At 71.4% G+C, this 25,244-nt stretch carries 27 protein-coding genes; 16 read left to right on the top strand and 11 right to left on the bottom strand.

All coding sequences use genetic code 11. The annotated features are described in order from the left end of the window. Positions 1 to 63 precede the first annotated feature (63 nt). From NR112_RS19760 to NR112_RS19750, 3 genes are all read left to right on the top strand, one after another. Entirely contained in the window at positions 64 to 303 is a 240-nt protein-coding gene (locus NR112_RS19760; RefSeq protein WP_256796003.1) for a hypothetical protein, read from the top strand. Positions 304 to 415: 112 nt separating this feature from the next. Continuing rightward, positions 416 to 643, top strand: coding sequence for a hypothetical protein (locus NR112_RS19755; RefSeq protein ID WP_256796002.1), 228 nt, complete (start codon positions 416 to 418; stop codon positions 641 to 643). Between the two features lie 90 nt (positions 644 to 733). Next, the gene (locus NR112_RS19750; RefSeq protein WP_256796001.1) at positions 734 to 1,402 is read left to right on the top strand and encodes a nucleoside triphosphate pyrophosphatase; all 669 of its coding nucleotides are present in this window, start codon (positions 734 to 736) and stop codon (positions 1,400 to 1,402) included. Here the strand turns inward: NR112_RS19750 and NR112_RS19745 are convergent. From NR112_RS19745 to NR112_RS19735, 3 genes are read right to left on the bottom strand one after another with little or no spacing between them, the layout of a single operon-like run. Continuing rightward, positions 1,393 to 2,700 (bottom strand): hypothetical protein, encoded by a 1,308-nt coding sequence (locus NR112_RS19745; RefSeq protein ID WP_256796000.1) that lies wholly within the window; start codon positions 2,698 to 2,700, stop codon positions 1,393 to 1,395. The two genes, NR112_RS19750 and NR112_RS19745, sit on opposite strands and share 10 nt — an antisense overlap. After that, positions 2,654 to 4,249: an acyl-CoA carboxylase subunit beta gene (locus tag NR112_RS19740; RefSeq protein ID WP_256795999.1), complete on the bottom strand. Its 1,596-nt coding sequence runs from the start codon at positions 4,247 to 4,249 to the stop codon at positions 2,654 to 2,656. Before NR112_RS19740 ends, NR112_RS19745 begins: the two co-directional genes overlap by 47 nt. Then, the gene (locus NR112_RS19735) at positions 4,246 to 5,424 is read right to left on the bottom strand and encodes an acyl-CoA dehydrogenase family protein (RefSeq protein WP_256795998.1); all 1,179 of its coding nucleotides are present in this window, start codon (positions 5,422 to 5,424) and stop codon (positions 4,246 to 4,248) included. Before NR112_RS19735 ends, NR112_RS19740 begins: the two co-directional genes overlap by 4 nt. A gap of 85 nt (positions 5,425 to 5,509) precedes the next feature. Here NR112_RS19735 and NR112_RS19730 point away from each other — a divergent pair, with 85 nt between their 5' ends. From NR112_RS19730 to NR112_RS19715, 4 genes are all read left to right on the top strand, one after another. Next, the gene (locus tag NR112_RS19730) at positions 5,510 to 5,932 is read left to right on the top strand and encodes a MerR family DNA-binding transcriptional regulator (RefSeq protein ID WP_256795997.1); all 423 of its coding nucleotides are present in this window, start codon (positions 5,510 to 5,512) and stop codon (positions 5,930 to 5,932) included. Positions 5,933 to 5,963: 31 nt separating this feature from the next. Further along, positions 5,964 to 6,842, top strand: a complete 879-nt coding sequence (locus NR112_RS19725; protein WP_256795996.1) for a sulfurtransferase — start codon at positions 5,964 to 5,966, stop codon at positions 6,840 to 6,842. A gap of 25 nt (positions 6,843 to 6,867) precedes the next feature. Then, positions 6,868 to 7,323: a SufE family protein gene (locus tag NR112_RS19720; RefSeq protein WP_256795995.1), complete on the top strand. Its 456-nt coding sequence runs from the start codon at positions 6,868 to 6,870 to the stop codon at positions 7,321 to 7,323. A gap of 379 nt (positions 7,324 to 7,702) precedes the next feature. Continuing rightward, on the top strand, positions 7,703 to 8,398 hold the full coding sequence (locus tag NR112_RS19715) for a helix-turn-helix domain-containing protein (protein WP_256795994.1): 696 nt from the start codon (positions 7,703 to 7,705) through the stop codon (positions 8,396 to 8,398). Between the two features lie 32 nt (positions 8,399 to 8,430). Here NR112_RS19715 and kynA read toward each other — a convergent pair whose 3' ends face one another. Genes kynA through NR112_RS19700 form a run of 3 tightly spaced genes read right to left on the bottom strand, consistent with a single transcriptional unit; the run spans position 8,431 to position 10,723 of the window. Next, positions 8,431 to 9,306, bottom strand: coding sequence for a tryptophan 2,3-dioxygenase (gene kynA / locus NR112_RS19710; protein ID WP_256795993.1), 876 nt, complete (start codon positions 9,304 to 9,306; stop codon positions 8,431 to 8,433). 22 nt (positions 9,307 to 9,328) lie between these two features. Continuing rightward, positions 9,329 to 9,841, bottom strand: a complete 513-nt coding sequence (locus NR112_RS19705; RefSeq protein ID WP_256795992.1) for a DUF3806 domain-containing protein — start codon at positions 9,839 to 9,841, stop codon at positions 9,329 to 9,331. Between the two features lie 39 nt (positions 9,842 to 9,880). After that, the gene (locus tag NR112_RS19700) at positions 9,881 to 10,723 is read right to left on the bottom strand and encodes an aldo/keto reductase (RefSeq protein WP_256795991.1); all 843 of its coding nucleotides are present in this window, start codon (positions 10,721 to 10,723) and stop codon (positions 9,881 to 9,883) included. Positions 10,724 to 10,841: 118 nt separating this feature from the next. Between NR112_RS19700 and NR112_RS19695 the strand changes: the two genes are divergently transcribed. Then, the gene (locus tag NR112_RS19695) at positions 10,842 to 12,635 is read left to right on the top strand and encodes a biotin carboxylase N-terminal domain-containing protein (RefSeq protein WP_256795990.1); all 1,794 of its coding nucleotides are present in this window, start codon (positions 10,842 to 10,844) and stop codon (positions 12,633 to 12,635) included. Between the two features lie 83 nt (positions 12,636 to 12,718). On the opposite strand, the gene NR112_RS19690 is transcribed toward NR112_RS19695, so the two are convergent. Next, positions 12,719 to 13,297: an antitoxin gene (locus tag NR112_RS19690; RefSeq protein WP_256795989.1), complete on the bottom strand. Its 579-nt coding sequence runs from the start codon at positions 13,295 to 13,297 to the stop codon at positions 12,719 to 12,721. Between the two features lie 120 nt (positions 13,298 to 13,417). Between NR112_RS19690 and NR112_RS19685 the strand changes: the two genes are divergently transcribed. Next, the gene (locus NR112_RS19685; RefSeq protein WP_256795988.1) at positions 13,418 to 13,639 is read left to right on the top strand and encodes a hypothetical protein; all 222 of its coding nucleotides are present in this window, start codon (positions 13,418 to 13,420) and stop codon (positions 13,637 to 13,639) included. Positions 13,640 to 13,724: 85 nt separating this feature from the next. Here NR112_RS19685 and NR112_RS19680 read toward each other — a convergent pair whose 3' ends face one another. Next, entirely contained in the window at positions 13,725 to 15,128 is a 1,404-nt protein-coding gene (locus tag NR112_RS19680) for an NAD(P)H-quinone dehydrogenase (RefSeq protein WP_256795987.1), read from the bottom strand. A 123-nt stretch (positions 15,129 to 15,251) separates the two neighbouring features. Here NR112_RS19680 and NR112_RS19675 point away from each other — a divergent pair, with 123 nt between their 5' ends. Further along, positions 15,252 to 16,085: a purine-nucleoside phosphorylase gene (locus NR112_RS19675; protein ID WP_256795986.1), complete on the top strand. Its 834-nt coding sequence runs from the start codon at positions 15,252 to 15,254 to the stop codon at positions 16,083 to 16,085. Beyond that, the gene (locus NR112_RS19670) at positions 16,085 to 17,770 is read left to right on the top strand and encodes a phospho-sugar mutase (RefSeq protein ID WP_256795985.1); all 1,686 of its coding nucleotides are present in this window, start codon (positions 16,085 to 16,087) and stop codon (positions 17,768 to 17,770) included. Before NR112_RS19675 ends, NR112_RS19670 begins: the two co-directional genes overlap by 1 nt. A gap of 104 nt (positions 17,771 to 17,874) precedes the next feature. Here NR112_RS19670 and NR112_RS19665 read toward each other — a convergent pair whose 3' ends face one another. After that, positions 17,875 to 18,528: a PH domain-containing protein gene (locus NR112_RS19665; protein ID WP_256795984.1), complete on the bottom strand. Its 654-nt coding sequence runs from the start codon at positions 18,526 to 18,528 to the stop codon at positions 17,875 to 17,877. A 55-nt stretch (positions 18,529 to 18,583) separates the two neighbouring features. Between NR112_RS19665 and deoC the strand changes: the two genes are divergently transcribed. From deoC to NR112_RS19640, 5 genes are all read left to right on the top strand, one after another. Continuing rightward, positions 18,584 to 19,570 (top strand): deoxyribose-phosphate aldolase, encoded by a 987-nt coding sequence (gene deoC / locus NR112_RS19660; protein ID WP_374513251.1) that lies wholly within the window; start codon positions 18,584 to 18,586, stop codon positions 19,568 to 19,570. 60 nt (positions 19,571 to 19,630) lie between these two features. After that, entirely contained in the window at positions 19,631 to 21,103 is a 1,473-nt protein-coding gene (locus tag NR112_RS19655) for an aldehyde dehydrogenase family protein (protein WP_256795982.1), read from the top strand. Beyond that, positions 21,100 to 21,987, top strand: coding sequence for an aldehyde dehydrogenase family protein (locus tag NR112_RS19650; RefSeq protein WP_256795981.1), 888 nt, complete (start codon positions 21,100 to 21,102; stop codon positions 21,985 to 21,987). The genes NR112_RS19655 and NR112_RS19650 overlap by 4 nt, the downstream gene beginning before the upstream one ends. A 115-nt stretch (positions 21,988 to 22,102) precedes the next feature. Continuing rightward, a complete protein-coding gene (locus tag NR112_RS19645; protein ID WP_256795980.1) occupies positions 22,103 to 22,759 on the top strand; it encodes a uridine kinase in 657 nt (218 codons plus the stop codon). Next, the gene (locus NR112_RS19640; RefSeq protein ID WP_256795979.1) at positions 22,756 to 23,451 is read left to right on the top strand and encodes an aspartate/glutamate racemase family protein; all 696 of its coding nucleotides are present in this window, start codon (positions 22,756 to 22,758) and stop codon (positions 23,449 to 23,451) included. Before NR112_RS19645 ends, NR112_RS19640 begins: the two co-directional genes overlap by 4 nt. A gap of 95 nt (positions 23,452 to 23,546) precedes the next feature. Here the strand turns inward: NR112_RS19640 and NR112_RS19635 are convergent, their stop codons facing one another. Beyond that, the gene (locus tag NR112_RS19635; RefSeq protein WP_256795978.1) at positions 23,547 to 24,704 is read right to left on the bottom strand and encodes an adenosine deaminase; all 1,158 of its coding nucleotides are present in this window, start codon (positions 24,702 to 24,704) and stop codon (positions 23,547 to 23,549) included. Next, positions 24,701 to 25,096, bottom strand: a complete 396-nt coding sequence (locus NR112_RS19630) for a cupin (RefSeq protein ID WP_256795977.1) — start codon at positions 25,094 to 25,096, stop codon at positions 24,701 to 24,703. Before NR112_RS19630 ends, NR112_RS19635 begins: the two co-directional genes overlap by 4 nt. Positions 25,097 to 25,244 lie beyond the last annotated feature (148 nt).

Here is a 25,244-nt window from a genome sequence, read left to right as displayed (position 1 = left end):
GCGCCGCAGGAGGCCTCCGACCGCACTGGTCGGAGGCCTCCCTTCGCGGCCACCCCGTTCACCGTGACGACCGAGACGCGGCGACGCGACCTGACGATCGTGCTGCCCGTCGCCGGCAAGGGCCTCACGGCCCGTGAGCCCTTCGTCAGCGGCACCCCCACCGTCGGCAGCACCCTCACGGTCGACCCGGGCACCTGGGCGAGCCCGTTGACGATCACGGGCTCCGGGGTCGCAGGTACGTCGCTCAACGCCACGCACGGCGCCATCACCCCGGCCGGAGGCTGGTCGCCGGGATACACCTAGGTCGTGGGAGGCGTGCCGCAGGACACCATGTGGGGCGGCCTGTCCCCGTTGGCCCTGACGAGCGCCATGGTCGGCCAGCGCATCACGCTGCGGATGAGCGCCTACCTCGACGGTGCATCACTCCGGGTGTCCGCCACCGGGCCTGTCGTGCTGGCCGGCGCCGGTCACCCTGGCCTACCAGTGGTACCGCTCGGGCACGGCGATCTCGGGAGCCACGGCGAAGACGTACAGGCTCACGACGACGGACAAGGGAGCCTTCGTCAAGGTCCGCGTCACCGGCGCGAGGTCCGGCTACCTCACGAAGTCCGTCTACTCGGCACAGACGGCAGCGATCGGCTGACGTCGGCTCACGCGTACGACCCACGGCGCCGCTCCCACTGGGCGGCGCCGTCGGCGTCCCACCGGCGGGCGTGCCGCCTACCATGGCGTCATGCCGCCGAGCCCCCTCCCCGACGTGCCCGCCGTCCAGCTCGTCCTCGCCTCCGCGTCGCCGGCCCGCCACGCGACGCTCCGCTCCGCGGGCATCGAGCCGGTCGTCGTGGTGAGCGAGGTCGACGAGGACCTCACCGTCGCCGAAGCGACCGACCGCTACGGCCCGCTCGAACCCGCCGACATCGCGCTGCTCCTCGCGCGGGCCAAGGCGGAGGACGTCGCGGCCCGGGTCGACGCCGGGGTGGTCGTGCTCGGCTGCGACTCGGTGCTCGAGCTCGACGGGGAGGTCCACGGCAAGCCCGGTGACGCCGCCGAGGCCGTGTCCCGGTGGCGCCGGATGCGGGGCCGGTCAGGGGTGCTGCACACGGGCCACTGGCTCGTCGACGAGCGCGGCAGCGGCGGCCCCACCCTGGGCGCGACGGCGTCCACGACCGTCCACTTCGCGAAGCTCTCCCAGGAGGAGATCGAAGCCTACGTCGCGACCGGCGAGCCGCTCACGGTCGCCGGGGCCTTCACCATCGACGGGCTCGGCGGCGCGTTCGTCACGGCCGTCGAGGGCGACCACCACAACGTCGTCGGCCTGTCCCTGCCGCTGCTCCGCGACCTGCTGGCCGACGCCGGCATCGAGTGGTTCGACGTCGTCGGCGGGGTCGACGGTCAGGGGTAGAGGTCGTCGGTGAGGTTCTCGATGACGAGGTAGTGCTCGGTCCACCACCACATCTGGGCGGCGCCGATGACGACGATGAGCCCGAGAAGCCAGTATCGATAGCGTCGCCACCAGCGCAGCTTGAGGAACCACGCGATGATGAGCGTCATCGGGAAGGCCAGCAGTGCGTAGCGCACCCGGCTGGGCGTCGTGCTCGTCACGAGGATGATGTAGGCCGGGTAGGCGCCGGCCCAGCCCCAGATCTCAGGGCCCCAGCGCCACGCGTTCTTCGTCAGCATGAACCACGTGAACCCCGCGATGCCGATCACGCCCGCGACCTGCCCGACGACCCCCCAGTAGTCGTAGAGCAGGTTCCACCAGAGGTAGAGCTTGATCTTCGTCTCGATGTTCCAGGCGAGCATCGTGTCGTTGTACGCGTTGGGTGTGTCGGTCGCGATCGTGACGATCGTCGGCCACAGGAATGTCAAGGCCCCGGCGTATGCCGCGAGCGCCGCCAACCCGACGCGCAGGCGCACGGGGTGCTCGCCCTCGTCACCCTGGCGCCAGCGGACGACCGCGTGGGCGATGATGACGGGCACCATCGCGATGACGACGTTGCGGCTCAGGGACAGGACGAGGAGCGCCAGAGCCACCCACCCGTACTGCCGCTTGCGGAGCAGCCACAGGACGGTGACGACCCCCAGCAGGGCCGTCGACTCGGTGTACGAGGCGGAGAAGGCCGGCGACGCGATGAAGAAGCACGTGGCGACGACGGCGACGATCGCCTCCCAGCGACCCACGGCCTGGTCGACGAGCTTGAAGAGCACGTGCATGGCGGCGAAGCCGATGACGATCGAGAGCGTCGGCGCGACGACGGCGAAGGACAGGCCGGTGACCTTCATGATGAGCCCGGCCGTCATCGGGAACACCGGGAAGAAGGCCCACGGGTTCATGTCGATGCCGCCCCAGCCGACCCGGGGCAGCACCGCGGGGTAGCCCTGCTCGGCGATGACGCGGTACCACTGGCCGTCCCAGCCCGTCATGACCGCCGCGTAGCCGGGGTCCGCGGGCGAGGGGTAGAAGATGCGGATGTTGGCCGTGCCGATGGGCAGCGGGATCTGGTAGCGCGAGAGGTAGGTCGCGGAGACCCAGACGAAGAGACGCGAGATCGCGAAGACCGCGAACGGGAACCAGACCGGGAAGCGGCGCCAGAACGATTGATTCCGCTCGAGGTCCCGGTCGGGGTGCTCGAGCCTGTGACCGAGGCGCGGTTCAGACCGGCGGGACGGAGCGTCGGCGCTCGCTGAAGTGACGGTCACGCCGGGAAGCATAAGCCAGTCGGTGCACGAGGTCCGAGCGCAGCTCGTCCGCCTCGATGATGGAGTCGAGGACCAGATCGGCCGCGAGACGCTCGATGTCGACGTCCTCTTCGTACTCCCGGCGGCGGTCTGCCACGAATCGTGCCTGTTCGTCCGGGTCGGCGATCTCGGCGATCTTGTTCGCGTAGACGGCGTTGACGGCAGCCTCCGGCCCCATCACCGCGATGCGCGCGGTCGGGAGCGCGATCGTCGCGTCCGGTCCGAAACCGGGTCCACCCATGGCGTAGAGCCCTGCGCCGTAGGCCTTGCGGACGACGACGCAGAACTGCGGCACGGTCGCGGACGAGACGGCGCTGACCATCTTGGCGCCGTGGCGGATGATGCCGCCGCGCTCGACGTCGGAGCCGATCATGAAGCCGGGGACGTCGGCGAGGTAGACGAGCGGGATGTTGAAGGCGTCGCACAGCCAGATGAAACGCGCGGCCTTGTCGGCGCTGTCGGTGAAGAGCACGCCGCCCTTGACCATCGAGTTGTTGGCGACGATGCCGACGGTCTGTCCCTCGAGACGGCCGAAGCCGATGACGAGCTCGCCGGCCCAGAGGGGCTTGAGCTCGAAGAAGGAGTCGTCGTCGACGAGCCCGTCGATCACCTCGTGGACGTCGAACGGCACCGACTCCCGCTCGGGCACGGTCGCGCGGGTCAGCGGCGTCGCGGGCTCCTCAGCGGCATACGTGGGCGGGTGGTCGCGCCAGCTGCCGGGGACGTAGGAGAAGTAGAGCTTGGCCAGCTCGATGGCCTCGGCGTCGTCGTGGGCTAGCAGGTCACCCACACCGGAGACCGTGCAGTGCATCCGGGCGCCGCCCATCTCCTCGAGGGAGACCTTCTCGCCGACGACCATCTCGGCCATGCGCGGGCTGCCGAGGTACATCGACGCATTGCCCTCGACCATGATGATGAGGTCGCAGAAGCTGGGGATGTAGGCGCCACCTGCGGCACTCGGACCGAAGAGGCAGCAGATCTGGGGCACCTTGCCCGAGAGCGCCACCTGGTTGTGGAAGATGCGCCCGGCGCCGCGGCGGCCGGGAAACATCTCGACCTGGTCGGTGATCCGGGCGCCCGCTGAGTCGACGAACCAGAAGACCGGCAGCTCCTCGCGCAGTGCCATCTCGGTGGCGCGGACGATCTTCTCGACGGTCCGTGCGCCCCAGGATCCGGCCTTGACCGTCGGGTCGTTGGCGATGACGATCGCCGGTCGTCCGTCGACGGTGCCGCGTCCCGTGACGACGCCGTCGGCCGGGAGACCCGGTTGCAGCGCGTTGGCGTAGCGGCCGTCCTCCACGAACGAGCCCTCGTCGAAGAGCAGGGCGATGCGGTCGCGGACGTAGATCTTGCCCTGCGCATCGAGCTTGGCCTGGGCCTTCTCCGGCGCGCTGGCCGACGCCGTGTGGGCGGCCGCCAGACGGGCCCGGACGTCGGCGACGCGCGGGTCGGCGTGCGGGTCGGGGCTCGACGTGGCGCCGGAGGTGGGGCTCGGTGCGGTCTCGGTCATGCCGGCAGCCCCATCCCCCGGGCGATGAGCATGCGCTGGACCTCGGACGTGCCCTCGCCGATCTCGAGGATCTTGGCGTCGCGGTAGAAGCGGGCCACGGGGTACTCCTCCATGAAGCCGTTGCCGCCGAAGACCTGCGTCGCGATCCGGGTGGCCGTGACGGCGGCCTCGGTCGAGTAGAGCTTGGCGATGGCGGCAGCCTGCTTGACCTCCTTGACGGAGCGCTTGCCGGCGTGGAGCTCATCCTTGAGCCAGGCCGCCTTGTAGGTGAGCAGCCGGGCGCCCTCGACCATGACCGCGAGATCGGCGAGCTGGAAGGAGACGCCCTGGTTGACACCGATCGGGCGGCCGAAGGCGACACGGGTCTTCGCGTAGTCGGTGGCGAGCTCGAGACAGGCCTGTGCGCACCCGACGGCGAGCGCCGAGATGGCGATGCGGCCGTCGTCGAGGGTCTTGAGGAACTGCTTGAAACCCTCCCCCTCCTCGCCGAGGAGGTGGTCGGCAGGGACGTGGCAGTCCTCGAACGTGAGGCCGTGGGTGTCCGAGACGTGCCACCCGAGCTTGTGGTACGCCGGCTCGACGACGAAACCCCGGGTGCCGGCGGGCACCATGATCGCCGAGATCTGCGGCGACCCGTCCTCGTTCGTGCCCGTGCGTGCGGTCACGGTGACGACGGACGTGATGTCGGTGCCGGAGTTCGTGATGAAGGCCTTGGCGCCGTTGACGACCCACTCGTCGCCGTCGCGGACGGCTCGCGTACGGGTCGCACCGGCGTCGGAGCCGGCCTCGGGCTCGGTGAGGCCGAAGCCGGCGAGGGCGCGGCCGGCGACGAGGTCGGGCAGGAAGCGCTGCTTCTGCTCCTCGGTGCCGTAGGTGAGGATCGGGTTGATGCCGAGGCCCACGCCCGCCGACAGCGTGATGCCGATCGACTGGTCGACACGGCCGAGCTCCTCGATGGCGACGCAGAGGCTCGTGAAGTCGCCGGACTCGCCCGCGCCGCCGTACTCCTCCGGCACGACGAGGCCGAACAGCCCGAGGTCGCCCATCTTCGGCACGAGGTCGGTCGGGAAGTGCGCGGCGGCGTCCCACTTGGCGATGTGAGGCGCGACCTCCTTCTCGGCGAAGTCGCGGACGACCATCCGGAAGTCCTCGTGGTCCTGGCTGAGCTCGAACATCGCTGTTCTCCTGAAGGGGTGGCGGCCATCACGCGCTCGTGACGCGTGCTTGACGTTGACGTAAACGTAAAGCACTATCGACCCCATGACAAGTGACACCTCGACCATGCACCGGTCCTCGCGGACCGGGGAGACGTGGACCATCGCCCAGGTGGCCGGGGCGTTCGACGTCACCCACCGGACGGTGCGCCACTACGAGGACCTCGGGCTCATCTCCCCCGAGCGTCGTGGCACGCAGCGCGTCTACCACCGCCGCGACCGCACGCGTCTCGGCCTGATCCTGCGCGGCAAGCGGCTCGGTTTCCCGCTCGAGGAGATCCGCACGATCATCGACCTCTTCGACGCCCCGCGCGGCCGTCGCACCCAGCTCGAGTACGTCCTGGACCAGATCGACGAGCGCCGCGCCGACCTCGAGCAGCGGCTACGGGACGTGCAGGACGCCATCGCCGAGCTGGGCGAGTTCGAGCGCCGGTGCCGCGACGACCTCGGGCGCCTCGACCACGTGTGAGTGGCCGGAGCCCGCGTGACACGATGGGACCATGAGCGCTGAAGACACGAAGATCTCCGCCTACGCCCACCCCGAGCGACTCGTCACGACCGAGTGGCTCGCGGCGCAGGTCTCGGCCGGCAGCATCGGCGGCCCGGACGGCATCGTGCTGCTCGAGTCCGACGAGGACGTGCTGCTCTACGAGACCGGCCACATCCCGGGAGCGCTCAAGATCGACTGGCACGTCGACCTCAACGACCCGGTGGCGCGCGACTACGTCGACGGCGCCCGGTTCGCCGAGGTGATGGGTCAGCGCGGCATCAGCCGCGGCACGACCGTCGTCATCTACGGCGACAAGAGCAACTGGTGGGCGGCCTACGCCCTCTGGGTCTTCAGCCTCTTCGGCCACGAGGACGTCCGGCTGCTGGACGGTGGCCGCGCGAAGTGGGTCGCCGAGGGCCGTGAGCTGACGCGTGACGTCACGGCGCCGACAGCCGTGGACTACCCCGTCGCCGAGCGTGACGACGCTCCGATCCGCGCCTTCAAGGACGAGGTGCTCGCGCACCTCGGCAAGCCGCTCGTCGACGTCCGCTCCCCCGGCGAGTACTCCGGTGAGCTGCTCCACATGCCCGACTACCCCCAGGAGGGGGCGATGCGCGGCGGACACATCCCCGGCGCGAAGTCGGTGCCGTGGGCCCGCGCTGCGGCCGAGGACGGCTCGTTCAAGTCGCGCGAGGACCTCGAGGCGATCTACCTCGAGGAGCAGGGCCTGACGCCGTCCGACGACGTCGTCGCGTACTGCCGCATCGGCGAGCGCTCGTCGCACACGTGGTTCGTGCTGACGCACCTGCTCGGCTTCGAGGCCGTGCGCAACTACGACGGATCGTGGACCGAGTGGGGCAACGCCGTGCGCGTGCCGATCGAGAAGTGACCCCGACGCGAGACAGGAGCCTCTCGTGAGTGACACCCCGCTACCGACCTCCCTGGCCGAGATCGCCGAGGACTTCCGCTCGGCGAGCAACGACCTCAAGCTGCAGCTGCTGCTCGAGTTCAGCGACGAGCTGCCGGGTCTGCCCGAGCGGTATGCCGGTCACCTCGACCAGCTCGAGCGGGTCGACGAGTGCCAGTCGCCGCTCTTCCTCACCGTCGAGGTCGCCGACGGCACCTCCCTCGAGGACCGGCTCGTCAGCCTCTTCTTCGACGCACCTGCCGAGGCCCCGACTACCCGCGGCTTCGCCGGCATCCTGCACGAGGGCCTCGACGGCCTCTCGGCCGCCGAGGTGCTGGCCGTCCCCGACGACGCCCCGATGCGCTTCGGTCTCGCCGAGGCCGTGTCACCCCTGCGCATGCGCGGCATGGTGGCCATGCTCGGCCGCATCAAACGCCAGGTCCGCGCCAAGACCGCCGCCTGAGCACCCGAACCCGTCGTTCGCCACGTCACTGCCCCACCTGACGGAGCACAGACGTAGCGTGGGGACCCCTCGCCCCCAGGAGCCCACCCCCACGGCTACGTCACTGCCCCACCTGACGGAGCACTGACGTAGCGAGCGGACACCTCCCCCCCAGGAGCCCACCTCCACGGCTACGTCACTGCCCCACCTGACGGAGCAGTGACGCACCCGCTGAGGGCGGGCCTGCGCGGAAGCCCTCCGATCTGGCTCGGTCAGTGCTCCGCGGGACGGGGCAGTGACGTAGAGGTCGGTCCACACCCCCTGGCGTGATGATGCCGCCTGTGGACAGGCGACGGCGCAGACCCGCGATGTGTCGGTGCGCGCCCTGAGGATCACCTCCATGAGCACCGGTTCCACGGATGAGCAGGCACGAGACGAGATCGCGCGCTACGTCGTGCGGGTCCGACGGCTGGGTGACCTCAGCCAGCGCGACCTGGCCGCGCTGGTGGGCGTCTCCCCGAGCACGATCGGCCGGTACGAGACGAACGCCGCGGTGCCGCCCGTTCGGCTCTTCGAGGAGATCCTGAGCACGGCCGGGCTCCGTCTCGCCGTCGTCGACGGCGACGGGAACGAGGTCTTGCCCGTCCCGGTCGACACCGTTCGGGACAACCAAGGGCGACGGTTCCCGGCCCACCTCGACGTCGCCCCGCCCGACGAGGTGCCGTTCGAACGCTGGGCCTTCCCGCGCTACGACCGCCCCGAGGCCCGGGGCTGGTTCCGACATCGCGCCGCGCGTGACGAGCTGGCCGAGGCCACACCGCATCGTGGACGCCCGACCGACCACCCGACCGAACCGGCGCTCGCGCTCCGGCGTCGGCTGATGCGAGGACGCCAGCCCCGCGTCGACGCACCACCCGTGGCCGACGTCGAATGCGACTGCCTGGACGCCTGCTTCGAGGAGCTGTGCATCTCCGAGTGCCCCTGCCAGTGCGAGGCGCGCACCCTCAGGGTCCGCAGCCGACTCGCGCTCCCCGTCGAGACGGACGAGGAGCCCCGTGAGACGGATGGCCGGGGTGGGTTGAGCGGGTCTAGGTGACGGGCCCGCGAGCGAGGGTCGCCGCCGCGGCGTCAGCCCCCGATGCGGGTGCGCACCTCGTAGAGCTCGGGGAAGAACGTGAGGTCGAGAGCGCGCCGCAGGAAGTCGACGCCCGTCGAGCCGCCGGTGCCGGTCTTCTGCCCGATCGTGCGCTGCACGACCTGCAGGTGCCGGAAGCGCCACTGCTGGAAGTTGTCCTCGAGGTCGACGAGCTCCTCGCACGTCTCGTAGACGCCCCAGTGCTCGTTGGGCTGGGCGTAGACGGCCGCGAAGACGTCGACGAGCCCCTCGTCGTGCCGGTAGGGCTGGGTCCAGTCACGGTCGAGCAAGGCTGCCGGGACGGCATACCCCCGTCGTGCGAGGTAGGCGAGGAACTCGTCGTAGAGGCTCGGTTCGTGCAGCAGCGCGTCGAGTGCCGAGCGCGCGCCCTCGTCGTGAGAGAAGACCGCCACCATGTCGGCGTTCTTGTTGCCGAGGAGGAACTCGACCTCTCGGTACTGCGCCGACTGGAAGCCCGAGCTCGTGGCGAGAAAGGGCCGGATCTCGGCGTACTCGCTCGGTGTCAGGGTCGCGAGCACCGACCACTGGTCGGTCAGCGTGTGCTGGATGTGCTTGACCCGGGCGAGCCTCTTGAGCGCCGGCGCCAGCTCGTCGTCCCTGAGCAGGCTTCTGGCAGAACGGAGCTCGTGGATGAGAAGCTTGAGCCACAGCTCCGAGGTCTGGTGCTGGATGATGAAGAGCAGCTCGTCGTGCTGGGGCGGCTCGCTCAGCGGCTGCTGCGCGCTGAGCAGGGTGTCGAGCCGGAGGTAGTCGCCGTAGGACATCTTGCGCGTGAAGTCGCGCTGGATCCCCTCCTCCAGGTCGCGCTTGCTGCGTCGGTCGGGCCCTCCCTGGGCGGCACTGTCCATGCCGCCGATCCTAGGGGCCGCCTCAGCGGGACCGCGGGCGGATGCCGACGAGGTGGGACACGACGCCGGGGACCCAGCCGGTCTCGCCGCGCATCCAACGTGCTCCGACGAGGTTGTGTGGCACGACGACGGTGTCGGCGCGTGCCGCCACGAGGCCGAGGTCGGTGCCGAAGACGTCGGTGACGACGGCCCACTCACGGGCGCTGTGGCGTGCGAGGTGCTCCCCGATGGCCACGGCATAGGTCTCGACGACGACGTCGGGCCCCTCCCCCGAGCCACCCTCGTCGGCCCAACGCCGGTATGCCACGTCGTAGTGGGCGCCGATCGACACGAGGTCGTCGACGTCCACCCCCTCAGCGGCGGCGCGCTCGAGCGCCGAGGCCAGCCGGGCACGTTCCTCGTCGCCGAGCGGTACGGCGACCGGGCGTCCGGTGAAGTCGGGGCCGAGCCCGTCGTCCGGGTCCTCGCCCGTGGCAGGCTCGACGCCCACAGGCTCGTCGGTCTCGTCCTTGCCCTTGCGCGAGAACAGTCCCATGTCCCCCAATCTAGTGGCTCGGCCCCGGCCAGGGCCGGGTCAGCCGAAGGTGTCCGGGTCCGGTCCCGTGCGCGTGCCCCGGTCGAGCCCGGCCAGTGCCTCGAGGTCGTCGTCGCCGAGGTGGAAGCCGAAGATCTCGACGTTCTCCGTGATGCGGGCGGGGGTCACCGACCGCGTCAGCACGACGTTGCCGAGCTCGACGTGCCAGCGCAGCACGAGTTGCGCCGGCGTCACCGAGTGCTTCCCGGCGAGGTCGACGACGACGGGGTCGGCGAGCAGACCGGCGCGCACGGCCAGCGGGCTCCAGGCCTCGGTGACGATGCCCTGCTCGGCGTGGAAGGCGCGCAGCTCACGCTGCTGGAGGTACGGGCTCAGCTCGATCTGGTTGACCGACGGCAGGACGCCGGTCTCGTCGAGCAGGCGCTGCAGGTGGGGCACCTGGAAGTTGCAGACACCGACCGAGCGGACCCGGCCCTCGCGCTGGAGCTCGAGCATCGCGCGCCAGGCGTCGACGTAGGCGTCCTGCTGCGGCGCCGGCCAGTGGATGAGGTAGAGGTCGAGGACGTCGATGCCCAGGCGCTGCATCGACGCGTCGAAGGCGGCGGGCACGTCGGTGTGGTCGTCGTTCCAGACCTTCGTCGTGACGAAGACGCTGTCGCGGTCGACGTCCTCGCGGGCGAGGACCCGGCCGACGCCCTCCTCGTTGCCGTAGATCCGCGCGGTGTCGATGTGGCGGTAGCCGTCGTCGAGGGCCTGCGCGAACGCGGCGTCGACGGCGGCGTCCGGCACCTCCCAGACGCCGAAGCCGATCTGCGGGATCGTCAGGCCGGGGGTGGAGGCGTGGCCGAGGTCGATGGTCGGGGCGGACTCGTGTGTCGTCATGCCGTCCACGCTAGGTCGGGGCGGACGGAGACGGTGTGCGCGACCTCACTCCGAGACGACCGGGAATACGCCGGAGGACGCCGAATTGACGTGACGTCAGCCCGATAGAGTCCGATCCATGGCACCCATCAGCAAGGTACTGATCGCAAACCGTGGTGAGATCGCCGTCCGCATCGCGCGGGCGTGCGCGGACAGCGGGATCGCCTCGGTCGCGGTCTACGCCGACCCGGACCGGGATGCCCTGCACGTCAAGGTCGCCGACGAGGCGTACGCCCTCGGGGGCTCGACCCCCGGCGAGAGCTACCTCGTCCAGGAGAAGCTGATCGACGTCGCCCGTCAGTCCGGGGCCGACGCGGTCCACCCCGGCTACGGCTTCCTCGCCGAGAACGCGTCGTTCGCCCAGGCCGTCATCGACGCCGGGCTCGTCTGGATCGGCCCCGGGCCCCAGGCCATCGACTCCCTCGGCGACAAGGTCAAGGCGCGCCACATCGCGACGAAGGCCGGCGCCCCGCTCGTGCCCGGCACGAAGGACCCTGTCTCCGGGGCCGACGAGGTCGTCGAGTTCGCCAGGGAGCACGGCCTGCCGGTCGCGATCAAGGCGGCCTACGGCGGCGGCGGCCGCGGCCTCAAGGTCGCCCGCGCGATGGAGGAGATCCCCGACCTCTACGACTCGGCCGTGCGCGAGGCCGTGACGGCCTTCGGCCGCGGCGAGTGCTTCGTCGAGCGCTTCCTCGACCACCCGCGCCACGTCGAGACCCAGTGCCTCGCCGACCAGCACGGCAACGTCGTCGTCGTCTCGACCCGCGACTGCTCGCTCCAGCGCCGCAACCAGAAGCTCGTCGAGGAGGCGCCCGCGCCGTTCCTGTCCGAGGCGCAGCACACCGAGCTGCTCCGCGCGAGCAAGGCGATCCTCAAGGAGGCCGGCTACGTCGGCGCCGGCACGTGCGAGTTCCTCGTCGGCCCGGCCGGCGACATCAGCTTCCTCGAGGTCAACACCCGCCTGCAGGTCGAGCACCCCGTGACCGAGGAGGTCACCGGCATCGACCTCGTGCGCGAGCAGTTCCGGATCGCGAACGGCGAGTCCCTCGACTACGGCGACCCCGAGCCGCACGCCCACTCGATCGAGTTCCGCATCAACGGCGAGGACGCCGGCCGGGGCTTCCTGCCCGCGCCCGGCACCGTCAGCCGCATGGTCGTGCCGCAGGGCCCGGGTGTGCGCTGGGACGCCGGCATCGTCGAGGGCGACACCGTCGCCGGCGCGTTCGACTCCATGATCGCCAAGCTCGTCATCACCGGCCGCACGCGCGAGCAGGCCATCGAGCGATCCCGCCGGGCCCTGGCCGAGCTCACCATCGAGGGCATGCCGACCGTCGTGCCGTTCCACCGCGCGGTCGTCGCCGACCCGGCCTTCGCACCGGCCGACGGCACGCCCTTCACGATCCACACCCGCTGGATCGAGACGGAGTTCGACAACACCATCGAGGCGTATGCCGGTGGGCCCGGTAACGCAGGCGACACGGCCGAGGCGGAGGAGCGCCAGACCGTCGTCGTCGAGGTCGGCGGCAAGCGCCTCGAGGTCACCCTCCCGGGCGGCCTCTCGCTCGGTGGCGGCGGGAGTGCGTCCGCGGCGAAGAAGAAGGCGCCCAAAAGGTCCGGCGGTGGCAAGTCCGGTGGCGCCGCCTCCGGCGACTCGCTCACCGCCCCGATGCAGGGCACCATCGTCAAGATCGCCGTCGAGGAGGGCGCGACCGTCGCCGCGGGTGACCTCGTCATCGTCCTCGAGGCGATGAAGATGGAGCAGCCCATCACCGCCCACAAGGCCGGCGTCGTCTCCGGCCTCACCGCGAAGGTCGGCGAGACCGTCACGTCGGGCGCCGTGCTCGCCGAGATCGCGGACGTCATCGAGGCCTGAGCGCCGAGTCCTGACGACGACGAGGGCCGACCTGCCGCGTGGCAGGTCGGCCCTCGTGCGTGCGCGGGTGAGCGGCGCTCGCGTCAGCCCTGCCTGGCGGGCGGGTCGCCGAGGGTGATGTCGCCCTCGCCCGATCCGGGGAGGTTGGGGTCGGGGACGCCGGGCAGGTCCTGCTCGCCCGCAGGCTCACCCGCGGGCGGGATCTCCGACGGTCCGGGTCCGCCGGGCAGGTGGGGGTCGACGGGGGCCGGGTCGGTCGGGTCGACCGGGGGCCTCGGCTCGCCAGGTCCCGGACCGGGTTCCGGGGTGGGGGTGGGTTCCGGGGTGGGGGTGGGTTCCGGGGTGGGTTCCGGTGTGGGAGCGGGTTCCGGTGTGGGCGCAGGCGGCGGGGTCGGAGCCGGGGCGGGGCTCGGAGCCGGCGCTGGCGGGGCCGGCGGTTCAGGCGAGCCAGGCGCGCCGGGCGCGCCGGGCGGCTGCGTACCCTCCGCGTCGGGCGGCAGCCCCAAGCCCTCCTTGAGCGTGTCGGTGCCCTGGTCGACCTGGTCTGCGTACTTCCCGCCGGTGCGCTCGTTGATGAGCTCCTCGGCCTTGTCGAGACCTTGCTGGGCCTGCTCGGGATGACCCTTGACGAAGTCCTTGGCCTTCTGGATCCAGTCGCTCACTGCGTGTGCCTCCACGGTCCGACCTGCTCAGGAAGGTCCGGCCCGCGGCCCGGGCGGCCTTCCTGACGCGGCGACGACGCCACCACCGTCCCGACGCTACGCCTCTGGCACACTGCACGTGTGTTTGCGACCCTCCCCAGTGCCACTGCCGACCAGACAGCCTTCCCCGTGGCGAACCTCGTCATCCTCATCGTCGTGGCAGCGATCCTCTACCCGCTGCAGAAGAAGCTGCGCGAGGTGGTCTCGCGTCGGCGACGCGAGCGCTGGGCCGAGGAGGAACGGCTGACCGGGCACCAGCCCGAGCCGGGAGACCGTCCGGCGCCGGACGACGAGCAGAGCTGACCCACCGACGACGTATGCCGTCCGCCCGGGTCCCGTCGCGACGGAGACTCCCGGGCCGTCGTCGCGCGTGGTCCGTGAGCGGCGGTCAGTCGGACTGGTGCAGCTGGCGCGCCGCCTCGGCGATCGAGCCGGAGAGCGAGGGGTAGACCGTGATGGTGCTCGACACCTGGTCGACGCTGAGCCGGTTCTGCACGGCCAGGGCCACGGGGTAGATCAGCTCGGAGGCCTTCGGCGCGACGACGACCCCGCCGAGCACCGTGCCGTAGCCCTTGCGGCAGAAGAGCTTGACGAAGCCGTCGCTGATGCCCTGCATCTTGGCGCGCGGGTTGCGGGCGAGCGGCAGGGTGATCGACTCGACCTCGGGCGACTCGTCGGCGGCGTTCTGGCTGATGCCGACCGTCGCGATCTCGGGCTCGGTGAAGATGTTGGCGGCGACACCTCGCACGTTGAGCGGTGACACGGCGTCGCCGAGCGCGTGCCACATGGCGATGCGTCCCTGCATGGCCGCGACCGACGCAAGGGGCAGCACCCCGGTACAGTCGCCCGCCGCGTAGACGCCGCCGACGCTCGTGCGGGAGACGCGGTCGACCTGGACGTGTCCGGAGGGGCTGAGCTCGACGCCGGCCTCCTCGAGGCCGAGACCCGCGGTGTTGGGCACGGACCCGACGGCGAGCAGCGCGTGCGAGCCCTCGACCGTGCGGCCGTCGACGAGGGTCACGACGACGCCGTCGGCGGTGCGCTCGACCGAGGCCGCACGCGAGGTGCCCATGACCTCCATGCCGCGCTTGCGGAAGACGTCCTCGATGACGGTGGCGGCGTCGGCGTCCTCGCCGGGCAGCACCCGCTCACGGGAGGAGACGAGGACGACCTGGGAGCCGAGGCCGAGGTAGGCCTGGGCGAGCTCGGCGCCGGTGACGCCGGAGCCGATGACGATGATGCGCTGGGGAAGCTCCTCGAGGGAGTAGATCTGCTGCCAGGTGAGGATGCGCTCGCCGTCGGGCCGCATCGTGTCCATGACGCGGGGCGCTGCGCCGGTGGCGACGAGGACGACGTGGGCGGAGAGCTCCCGCGTCGTGCCGTCGGCGAGATCGGCGACGACGCGCTCGCGCCCGGCAATCCGGGCGGTGCCGCGCAGGACCGTGACGCCGACCTGTTCGAGGCTTCCCTGGATGTCGGCGCTCTGGGCGGCGGCGAGCGCGAGGATCCGGTCGTTCACGGTCTGCGCCTGGGCGACGGCGTCGGACACCTCGTCACCGTCGTCGTCCTGCAACCGCACGCCGAGACGCGAGGCCGTCTCGAAGTCGGACATGTAGTCGGCGGTCGCGATGAGGGCCTTGCTGGGAACGCAGTCGGTGAGCACGGCCGCGCCGCCGAGGCCGTCCTTCTCGACGATCGTGACCTGCGCCCCCAGCTGGGCCGCGACGAGGGCTGCCTCGTAGCCCCCCGGGCCGCCGCCGATGATGACAACGGATGTCTCGCGCGTGATCACGGGACCATCCAACCATCCTCCGGACGGGCCCCCGTCCGACGGGGCTCGGGCCCTTCGCGGGGAGTCCCGGCCGACCCGCAGGGCCGGTTCCTGCGCCGCGCCGACCTCGCTAGAGTCCTGAGCGTGACCAGTTCCCACCGCGATCTCAGCGACCCCTCCACCGACCCCTTCGACGTCGCCGCCGACGCCGCCGCCGTCATCGCCGAGCGCACCGGCGTCGACCACCACGACGTCGCACTCGTGCTCGGCTCGGGCTGGGGCCAGACCGCCGACCTCATCGGTGAGACGCTCGCGACCGTCGACAACGCCGACGTCCCCGGCTTCCACAAGGCCGCCGTCGCCGGCCACTCCGGCAGCATGCGCTCGGTCGCCATCGGCGACACCGGCCGTCGGGCCCTCGTCTTCGGGACCCGCACCCACTTCTACGAGGGACGCGGCGTGCGGGCGGTCGTCCACGGCGTGCGCACCGCGAAGGCCGCGGGCTGCTCGACGATCGTCCTGACCAACGGGTGCGGCGGCCTCAACCCGGACTGGGCGCCCGGCACCCCGGTCCTCATCCGCGACCACATCAACCTCACCGCGCACTCCCCCATCGAGGGGGCGAACTTCGTCGACCTCACCGACCTCTACACCCCGCGGCTGCGCGACCTCGCCCGCGAGGTAGACCCCGACCTCGAAGAGGGCGTCTACGTCCAGTTCCGCGGCCCCCACTACGAGACCCCGGCCGAGGTGCAGATGGCCAAGGTCATCGGCGGCGACCTCGTCGGCATGTCGACGAGCCTCGAGGCGATCGCCGCGCGTCAGGCCGGGCTCGACGTCCTCGGCATCTCGCTCGTCACCAACCTCGCCGCGGGCATCTCGGACCAGCCGCTGAGCCACGCGGAGGTGCTCGAGGCCGGCGAGGCCGCCGCCGAACGGTGCGGCCGCCTGCTCGCAGCGGTCGTGGGGCGTCTCTGATGACGACCCTCGACACGACCGGGACGCTGTATGCCGCGGCGCGCGCCTGGCGCGACGACGACCCCGACCCGACGACGCGTGACGAGCTCGACACCGTCCTCGGGCGGGCCGCAGCGGGAGACGCGGAGGCCGCCGCCGACCTCGCCGACCGCATGTCGGGCCTGCTCGAGTTCGGGACCGCCGGCCTGCGCGGGGCCCTCGGTGCCGGCCCCAACCGGATGAACCGCAGCGTCGTCATCCGTGCGGCAGCCGGCCTCACGGCATACCTCAAGGACGAGGGGCGCGCAGGCGAGGCGCCGACCGTCGTCGTCGGCTACGACGCCCGCTACAACTCCGACGTCTTCGCCCGCGACACGGCCGCGGTCGTCGTAGGGGCCGGCGGTCGCGCGCTGCTGCTGCCCCAGCCCCTGCCGACGCCCGTCCTCGCGTTCGCGATCCGCCACCTCGGTGCCGATGCCGGCGTCATGGTGACGGCGAGCCACAACCCGCCTCAGGACAACGGCTACAAGGTCTACCTCGGCGACGGCAGCCAGATCGTGCCGCCGGCCGACGCCCAGATCGCCGCCCACATCGGTCGCGTCGAGCGGGTGGCCGACGTGCCCCGCGTGTCCGAGGGCTGGGAGACGCTGGGCGACAACCTCCTCGAGGACTACGTCGACGCCGTCGTCAGCGTCGTCGACCCGCAGTCACCGCGCGACCTGCGCATCGTCCACACGAGCCTGCACGGCGTCGGCCACGGCACGGTGCACACGGCCTTCGTCCAGGCGGGCTTCACGGCCCCCGTCGTCGTCGACGAGCAGGCCGTGCCCGACCCGGACTTCCCGACCGTCGCCTTCCCGAACCCCGAGGAGAAGGGAGCGATCGACCTTGCGCTCGCTCGTGCGCGCACCGTCGGCTGCGACCTCGTCATCGCCAACGACCCCGACGCCGACCGCTGCGCCGCAGCCGTGCTCGACCCGGCGCTCGGCGACTGGCGGATGCTGCGCGGCGACGAGGTGGGGGCACTGCTCGGCGCGCACATCGTGCAGCGCGGTGTCTCGCGCCGCGACGTCTTCGCCAACTCCATCGTGTCCTCGCGGCTGCTCGCCTCGATCGCCAAGGCGGCCGGACTCGCCCACGAGGAGACGCTGACCGGCTTCAAGTGGATCTCCCGCGTCGACCGGCTGCGCTACGGCTACGAGGAGGCGCTGGGCTACTGCGTCGCCCCGCAGCTCGTCCGCGACAAGGACGGCGTCAGCGCCGCCCTCCTGCTCGCCGAGCTCGCGGCAGGCCTCAAGGCGCAGGGGCGCACCCTCATCGACCTGCTCGACGACCTCGCGATCGAGCACGGCGTCCACGCGACCGACTCGTTCTCGGTGCGCGTCTCGGACCTCGCCCAGACCGACACCCTGATGGGCCGCCTGCGCGCCGAGCCGCCCACCACGGTGGCCGGCATCGACGTCGTCCGCGTCGACGACCTGGCCGAGGGCGACGGCGGGCTGCCCCCGACCGAGGGCCTGCGCTACCTCCTCGCGGACCGCTCGCGGGTCATCGTGCGCCCGAGCGGCACCGAGCCCAAGGTGAAGGTCTACCTCGAGGTCATCGAGCCGGTGGCCGGTCCGGCATCCCTCGGGGAGTCGCGGGCGGTCGCCGAGACCCGCCTCGCCCGGGTCCGGGCCGACCTGGAACGCCTCACCTCCCTGTGACGCCGCTCCACGCGTACGCCATCGACGGCGTACGCGTGGGGCCGGGTCACGTGGGCCCGTCAGGATGGGCGGCGCCGGAGTCGGCCCCCTCAGAGTCGGCTCCGTCAGACGACGAACGTGCCGATGACGAAGAAGGCGAGGCCGACGAGAAGCAGGCCGACGGACGCGGGGTCCCAGACCTGGTGCGCGATGCGTGGCGTCCGGCCGTCCTTGCGCTTGCGATCGGCACTCATCCGGGCCTCGACCTCGGCCGCGACGGCCTGCGCCTCGACCTTCGACTTCGTCGGCTCCTCGGTGGTCCTCTTGCCCCGCACCTTGTTGGCGCCCACGGTCAGCATGCCGCGGCCGTACCTCGGACGCCCCGGGTCGGCCGGCACGCCCCACGCGGTGTAGCGGCGACCGTCCGCGACGATCTCGAGCGCCCAGCGTGACCTGACCTCGCTGATGGCCGGCCACGTGACGTCGACGACCCGCAGCGGGTTGACGAGCCGGATCCCCTCGGCGTGGATGACGACGCACGGACGCACGACGAAGAGCCACAGCAGCACGAGCGCGAGCACCACGCTCGAGATGAGGGTCCAGCTGCGCGGCTCGGTCAGCACGCCGGGGACGAGCAGGGCGAGGCCCGCCGCTGCGCCGATGACGCCGACGGTGACCGACGAGCCGGGTCGGAGCGTGCGGGCGTCGCGCAGGGCGACGCCCTCGGGACGCTCCTCCGCGGGTGAGTCGGAGGGCAGCGGGGACACGTCGGGGCTCACGGACAGACTCTCTCACGCGTCACGGGCCGTCTCGATAGGTGGATAGACTCCCGTGGTGACAGTTAGCACCACGACGCACACCGCGCAGGACCTCACCGCGCAGGCGCGGGACGTCCTCGGGGTGTCGCGTCTGACGAACCACGCCCTCACCTCGTGGCTGCACGGCCTACCCGGGGTCGACCAGGTCGGCTGCGAGGCGCGTGCGGCCTCGCTCGGCACCCGCTCGATCAAGACCACGAGCAAGGCCTGGGCCATCGACACCGCCATCGGGATGATCGACCTGACGACCCTCGAGGGCTCCGACACCGTCGGCAAGGTCCGGTCCCTGTGCGCCAAGGCCCTCGTGCCCGACCCGCTCGACCCGACGACGCCACGTCCCGCCGCGATCTGCGTCTACGGCGACATGGTCGCGACCGCGAAGGCGGCACTCGGCGACAGCGGCATCCACGTCGCCGCGGTGGCGACGGCCTTTCCCTCCGGGCGGGCGAGCATGCCGGTCAAGCTGGCCGACACCCGCGACGCCGTCGAGGCCGGCGCCGACGAGATCGACATGGTCATCGACCGCGGCGCGTTCCTCTCGGGTGACTACCTCACCGTCTTCAACCAGATCGCCGAGGTCAAGCAGGCCTGCGGCACGGCGCACCTCAAGGTCATCATGGAGACGGGCGAGCTCGTCACCTACGACAACGTCCGCCGGGCCTCCTACCTCTCGATGCTCGCGGGCGGTGACTTCATCAAGACCTCCACGGGCAAGGTGCAGCCCGCCGCCACCCTGCCCGTCACGCTCATCATGCTCGAGGCCGTGCGCGACTGGCGCGACCTCACCGGCAGCCAGGTCGGGGTCAAGCCGGCCGGTGGCATCAAGACGACCAAGGACGCCATCAAGTACCTCGTCATGGTCAGCGAGATCGCCGGCGACGACTGGCTGGCGCCCGAGTGGTTCCGCTTCGGCGCCTCGAGCCTGCTCAACGACCTCATCCTCCAGCGTCAGAAGCTCGCCACGGGCGCCTACTCCGGCGCCGACTACGTGACGATCGACTGACGGTGACTGCCTGACTGACCCACCGCGCCTCACACGACAGCGCCCACGAAAGACACCCTGATGCCGAAGTTCGAGTACGCCCCAGCGCCGGAGTCGCGCGCCATCGTCACGATCGAGAAGTCCTACGGTCTGTTCATCGACGGCGTCTTCACGCGCCCCAAGGCGACCTTCCCCACCGTCAACCCCGCCGACGAGACGGTCCTCGCCGAGGTGAGCCAGGCCGGCCCCAAGGACGTCGACAAGGCCGTCGCCGCGGCCCGTCGAGCCTACGAGGGCGTCTGGGGCCGGATGAGCGGAGCCGAGCGCGGCAAGTACCTCTTCCGCATCGCCCGCATCCTGCAGGAGCGGGCCCGCGAGTTCGCCGTCCTCGAGACGCTCGACAACGGCAAGCCGATCAAGGAGACGCGCGACGTCGACGTGCCGGTCGCCGCGGCGCACTTCTTCTACCACGCGGGCTGGGCCGACAAGCTGGAGTATGCCGGCCTGTCCGCCTCGGGCGCGGACGTGCCGCGCCCGCACGGCGTGGTGGGGCAGGTCATCCCGTGGAACTTCCCGCTGCTCATGCTCGCGTGGAAGATCGCGCCCGCCCTCGCGACGGGCAACACCGTCGTGCTCAAGCCCGCCGAGACCACCCCGCTGAGCGCACTGCTCTTCGCCGAGGTGTGCCAGCAGGCCGAGCTGCCCGCCGGTGTCGTCAACATCATCACGGGTGACGGCCGCACCGGACAGGCGCTCGTCGAGCACCCCGACGTCGACAAGATCGCGTTCACCGGCTCGACCGACGTCGGCAAGGCGATCGCGCGGTCCATCGCCGGCACGTCGAAGAAGGCGACGCTCGAGCTCGGCGGGAAGGCCGCCAACATCGTCTTCGACGACGCGCCCCTCGACCAGGCCGTCGAGGGCATCGTCAACGGCATCTTCTTCAACCAGGGTCAGGTCTGCTGCGCCGGGTCGCGCCTGCTGGTCCAGGAGAACGTCCACGACCAGGTCGTCGCCAAGCTCAAGCGCCGCCTCGGCACGCTGCGGGTCGGTGACCCGATGGACAAGAACAGCGACCTCGGAGCGATCAACTCCCAGGCGCAGCTCGACCGCATCACCTCGCTCGTCGAGGCCGGCGTGGCGCAGGGCGCCGAGCGCTGGAGCCCCGAGTGCACGCTGCCCACCAAGGGCTACTGGTTCCCGCCGACGGTGCTCACCGGTGTCTCGCAGACGCACCGCGTCGCGACCGAGGAGATCTTCGGACCGGTCCTGTCGGTGCTGACCTTCCGCACGCCTCAGGAGGCGGTCGCCAAGGCCAACAACTCCGCGTACGGCCTGTCGGCCGGCGTCTGGACCGAGAAGGGCTCGCGCATCCTCTGGATGGCCGACCAGCTCAAGGCCGGCGTCGTCTGGGCCAACACCTTCAACCGCTTCGACCCGACCTCGCCGTTCGGTGGCTACAAGGAGTCGGGCTACGGCCGCGAAGGTGGCCGCCACGGCCTCGAGGCCTACGTCACCACCGCCCCTTCGACCCTGACGGGAGCCGCCCGATGAGCCGCCTCGACGTGCGCAAGACCTACAAGCTCTACATCGGCGGCGCGTTCCCGCGCAGCGAGTCCGGTCGCTCCTACGAGGTCGTCTCGGCCTCGGGCGAGTTCCTCGCCAACGCGGCGATGGGATCGCGCAAGGACGTCCGCGACGCCGTCGTGGCGGCGCGAGGGGCGCTGGCCAAGTGGTCCGGAGCGACCGCGTACAACCGCGGCCAGGTGCTCTACCGCGTCGCCGAGGTGCTCGAGGGCCGCCGCGCCCAGTTCGTCGAGGAGGTCGCCGCGAGCGAGGGCCTGTCGGTCCGCGCGGCGGGCGCCGTCGTCGACGCCGCCGTCGACCGCCTCGTCTGGTACGCCGGATGGACCGACAAGATCGCCCAGGTGCTCGGCAACCTCAACCCCGTCGCCGGGCCGTTCTTCAACGTGTCGGCGCCGGAGCCGACGGGTGTCGTGGGCGTCCTTGCACCGCAGGGCTCCTCGCTGCTCGGTCTCGTGTCGGTCGTCGCCCCGGTCATCGCGTCGGGCAACACCGCCGTCGTCGTGTCGTCGGCTGCTCGACCGCTGCCCGCCGTGACGTTCAGCGAGGTGCTCGCGACGTCCGACGTGCCCGGTGGCGTCGTCAACATCGTCACGGCCCAGACCGCCGAGGTCGCGACGTGGCTGGCCGCACACCGTGACGTCAACGCCATCGACCTCACCGGCGTCGCCGGCGCTGAGGGCGTCGACTGGGCTGCCCTCGAGGCGGAGGCCGCCGGCAACCTCAAGCGCGTCTACCGCCCGACTCTGGCCGACGGTGCTCCGGTCGAGCCCGACTGGAACGCCGACCCGGGCCTCGGTCGCATCCGGGCCTTCGTCGAGACGAAGACCGTCTGGCACCCCAAGGGTCTCTGACCAGGTCCCTGGATCGGTTGAGGAGGGCGACGTGGCGGCGGTCGACCACCGCTCGGGCGGCACCGCGGGCGATCAGCCGGCGGGGCAGCCCGTGGTGGACCCCGTAGTGGACCCCGTGGTGGACCCCGTCGGAGCGCCCGCGGCCCGTGCGACCAGTCGTGACCGTCGCCGGGTCATCCTCCTCACCGGACCGAGCGGCGCCGGCAAGAGCCGGCTCTCGGCCCGGCTGAGTGCCACCCACGGGTGGCCGGTCGTCCGCCTCGACGACTTCTACCGCGAGGCGAGCGACCCTCGGCTGCCCCGCTCCCCCCTGGGCATCCCCGACTGGGACCACGCCGACTCGTGGGACGCGGGGGCGGCCGTCGACGCCCTGCGGACGCTCGTCGACGAGGGGCGCGTCGAGGTGCCCGTCTACGACATCGGCGCCTCCGCGGTGACGGGTCGGCACGTCGTGGACGCACTCCCCACCGACTTCGTCCTGGCCGAGGGGCTCTTCGCGGGACGCCTCGTCGAGCCGCTCCGTCGCGAGGGCCTGCTCGCCGACGCCCTCTGCGTGAGACAGAACCGCACCCTCACGGCCCTGCGTCGCTTCGTGCGCGACCTCTCCGAGCGTCGCAAGCCGCCGCACATCCTCGTGCGCCGCGGGCTCACCCTCTGGCGAGACGAGCCGCGGGTCATCGCGCAGGCGCGGGCCGACGGCGCCCGCTGCCTGCATCCGCGCGAGGCGGAGTCCGAGCTCGGCGCCCTGCTCGGGGTCGGCACCTCGACGTGAGACTCGTCGGCCTCCTCGGTGGGATGAGCTGGGAGTCGAGCGCGGAGTACTACCGGCTCGCCAACGAGCTGGTCCGTGAGCGCCTGGGCGGGCTCGCCTCGGCGCGCCTGCTGCTGCACTCCGTCGACTTCGCCGAGGTCGAGCGGCTCCAGGCCGAGGACCGCTGGGACGAGGCCGGGGCGCTGCTCGCGACGGCGGCCGCGGGACTCGAGGCCGGCTGCGCCGAGCTGCTCGTGCTGTGCACCAACACGATGCACAAGGTCGCTCCCGCCATCGAGGCCGCCGTCTCGATCCCCCTGCTGCACATCGGCGACGTGACGGGCCGGGCCGTGCGTGCCGCGGGTCTGGGGCGCGTCGGGCTGCTCGCGACGTCCTACACGATGGAGCAGCGCTTCCTGCGCGAGCGGCTCGCCGATCACGGGCTGACGGTGCTCGTGCCCGACGGCGACGACCGCGCCGTGGTGCACCGCATCATCTACGAGGAGCTGTGCCTCGGCGTGGTGACCGAGGAGTCCCGGCAGGCCTACCGGCAGGTCATCGCCCGGCTCGTCGCGGCCGGAGCCGAGGGCGTCATCCTCGGCTGCACCGAGATCGAGCTGCTCGTCGACCAGTCCGACGCGGACGTACCGGTCTTCCCGACGACGCGCCTGCACGTCGAGGCCGCCGTCGACGCCGCGCTCGCGGACGACTGACCTCTCTGTCCCTGACGCCAACAGCCGGTTCGAGGTGATCGCGCGCCCCCAGGGGGCGTCACGATCACCTCGAACCGGGCGAGGTACGGACGCTCTCAGGCGATGGGCGGGGCCTGGTAGCCGAGGGCTGCGTAGCCGGGCTTGATGACGTCGTCGATGAGTGCCAGACGCTCGTCGAAGGGGATGAAGGCCGACTTCATGGCGTTGATCGTCACCCAACGCAGGTCCTCGAGGGTCCAGCCGGCCTCGTCGCGCAGCAGGGCCGCCTCCTTGCTCATCGACGTGTCGCTCATGAGCCGGTTGTCGGTGTTGAGCGTGACGCGGAAGCGCAGGCGACGCAGCAGCGTGATCGGGTGCAGCGCGATCGACGGCGCCGCGGAGGTCTGCAGGTTGCTGCTCGGGCACATCTCGAGGGGGATGCGCTTGTCGCGCACGTAGGCCGACAGGCGCCCCAGACGCACCCGGTCCAGCTCGAGCGACGTCAGCGCGTCGGCCTCGTCCTTGTTCCCCTCGACCCACTGCGCGAAGGGTGCGCCGTCGATGGTGATGTCGTCGACGATGCGGACACCGTGACCGAGACGGTCCGCGCCGCACCACTGGATCGCCTCCCAGATCGACGGCAGACCGAAGGCCTCCCCCGCGTGGATCGTGAAGTGGAAGTTCTCGCGGCGGAGGTACTCGAACGCATCGAGGTGACGGGTGGGCGGGTAGCCGGCCTCCGCGCCGGCGATGTCGAAGCCGGACACGCCCTCGTCGCGGTAGCGGATCGCCAGCTCTGCGATCTCGGTCGACTTCGCGGCGTGGCGCATCGCCGTGAGCAGAGAGGTGACCCGGATCGGGTGCCCGGCAGCCGCGGCCTCGGCCTCCCCGTCACGCAGTCCGGCGTTGACGGCCTCGACGACCCCCTCGAGCGTGAGGCCACGGGTCAGGTGCTGCTCCGGCGCGTAGCGGCTCTCGGCATACACGACGCCGTCGGCGGCCAGGTCCTGCGCGCACTCGCTCGCGACCCGGAACAGGCCATCCCGGGTCTGCATGACGGCGAGAGTGTGGTCGAAGGTCTCGAGGTAGCGCGGGAGCGACCCGGAGTCGGCGCTCTCGCGGAACCACGTGCCGAGGGCGGCCGCCTCGGTCTCGGGGAGGGCGTCGTAGCCGACGTCCGCGGCGAGCTCGATGACCGACTGCGGGCGCAGGCCGCCGTCGAGGTGGTCGTGGAGCAGGACCTTGGGAGCGCGCAGCACGTCGTCCGAGCTCACGACGCCTCCCCGGCCGCGGAGTCGGCCTCCTCCTCACGATGGACCGAGTCCGGACTGAAGGCCGGCAGACAGACGGCGACGTACTCGGCGCCCTCGGGACCGCACGAGTAACGGACGCGCTCGCCGCCTCGCGTCACCACCGACTGGCCGGCGGTGACCTCCAGGGTGCCGCCGTCGTGGTCGACGAGCACCGTCCCGGCCAGCACGAGCGTGATCTCGTCGAAGTCGGGGGTCTGGAAGGGCTCGGACCAGCCGGCCGGAGCCACCATGCGGGCTAGTGAGACCGAGGCCTGCAGGCGGGCGTCAGGGGTGTTGACGGCTCCGACGTGCTCGTCGATGACCTTGCCACCGGGAACGGGGATACGGGTCGGGGAGGGGATGAGTTCAGGCACGAGCCCAGACTAGTGGACACCAATTACATCCGTGAATGGATGCGGACATGCGACAACCCCGCCAGGGGTGCTGGCGGGGTTGTCGTGAATGGTTGTCCGGCTGCGTCCTACTCTCCCACACCGTCACCAGTGCAGTACCATCGGCGCT

Origin of the sequence: Terrabacter sp. Ter38, from assembly GCF_024519435.1 — a bacterium.
In the GTDB taxonomy this organism is placed as follows: domain Bacteria; phylum Actinomycetota; class Actinomycetes; order Actinomycetales; family Dermatophilaceae; genus Terrabacter.
This window is presented reverse-complemented; position numbering and strand designations above follow the sequence as displayed.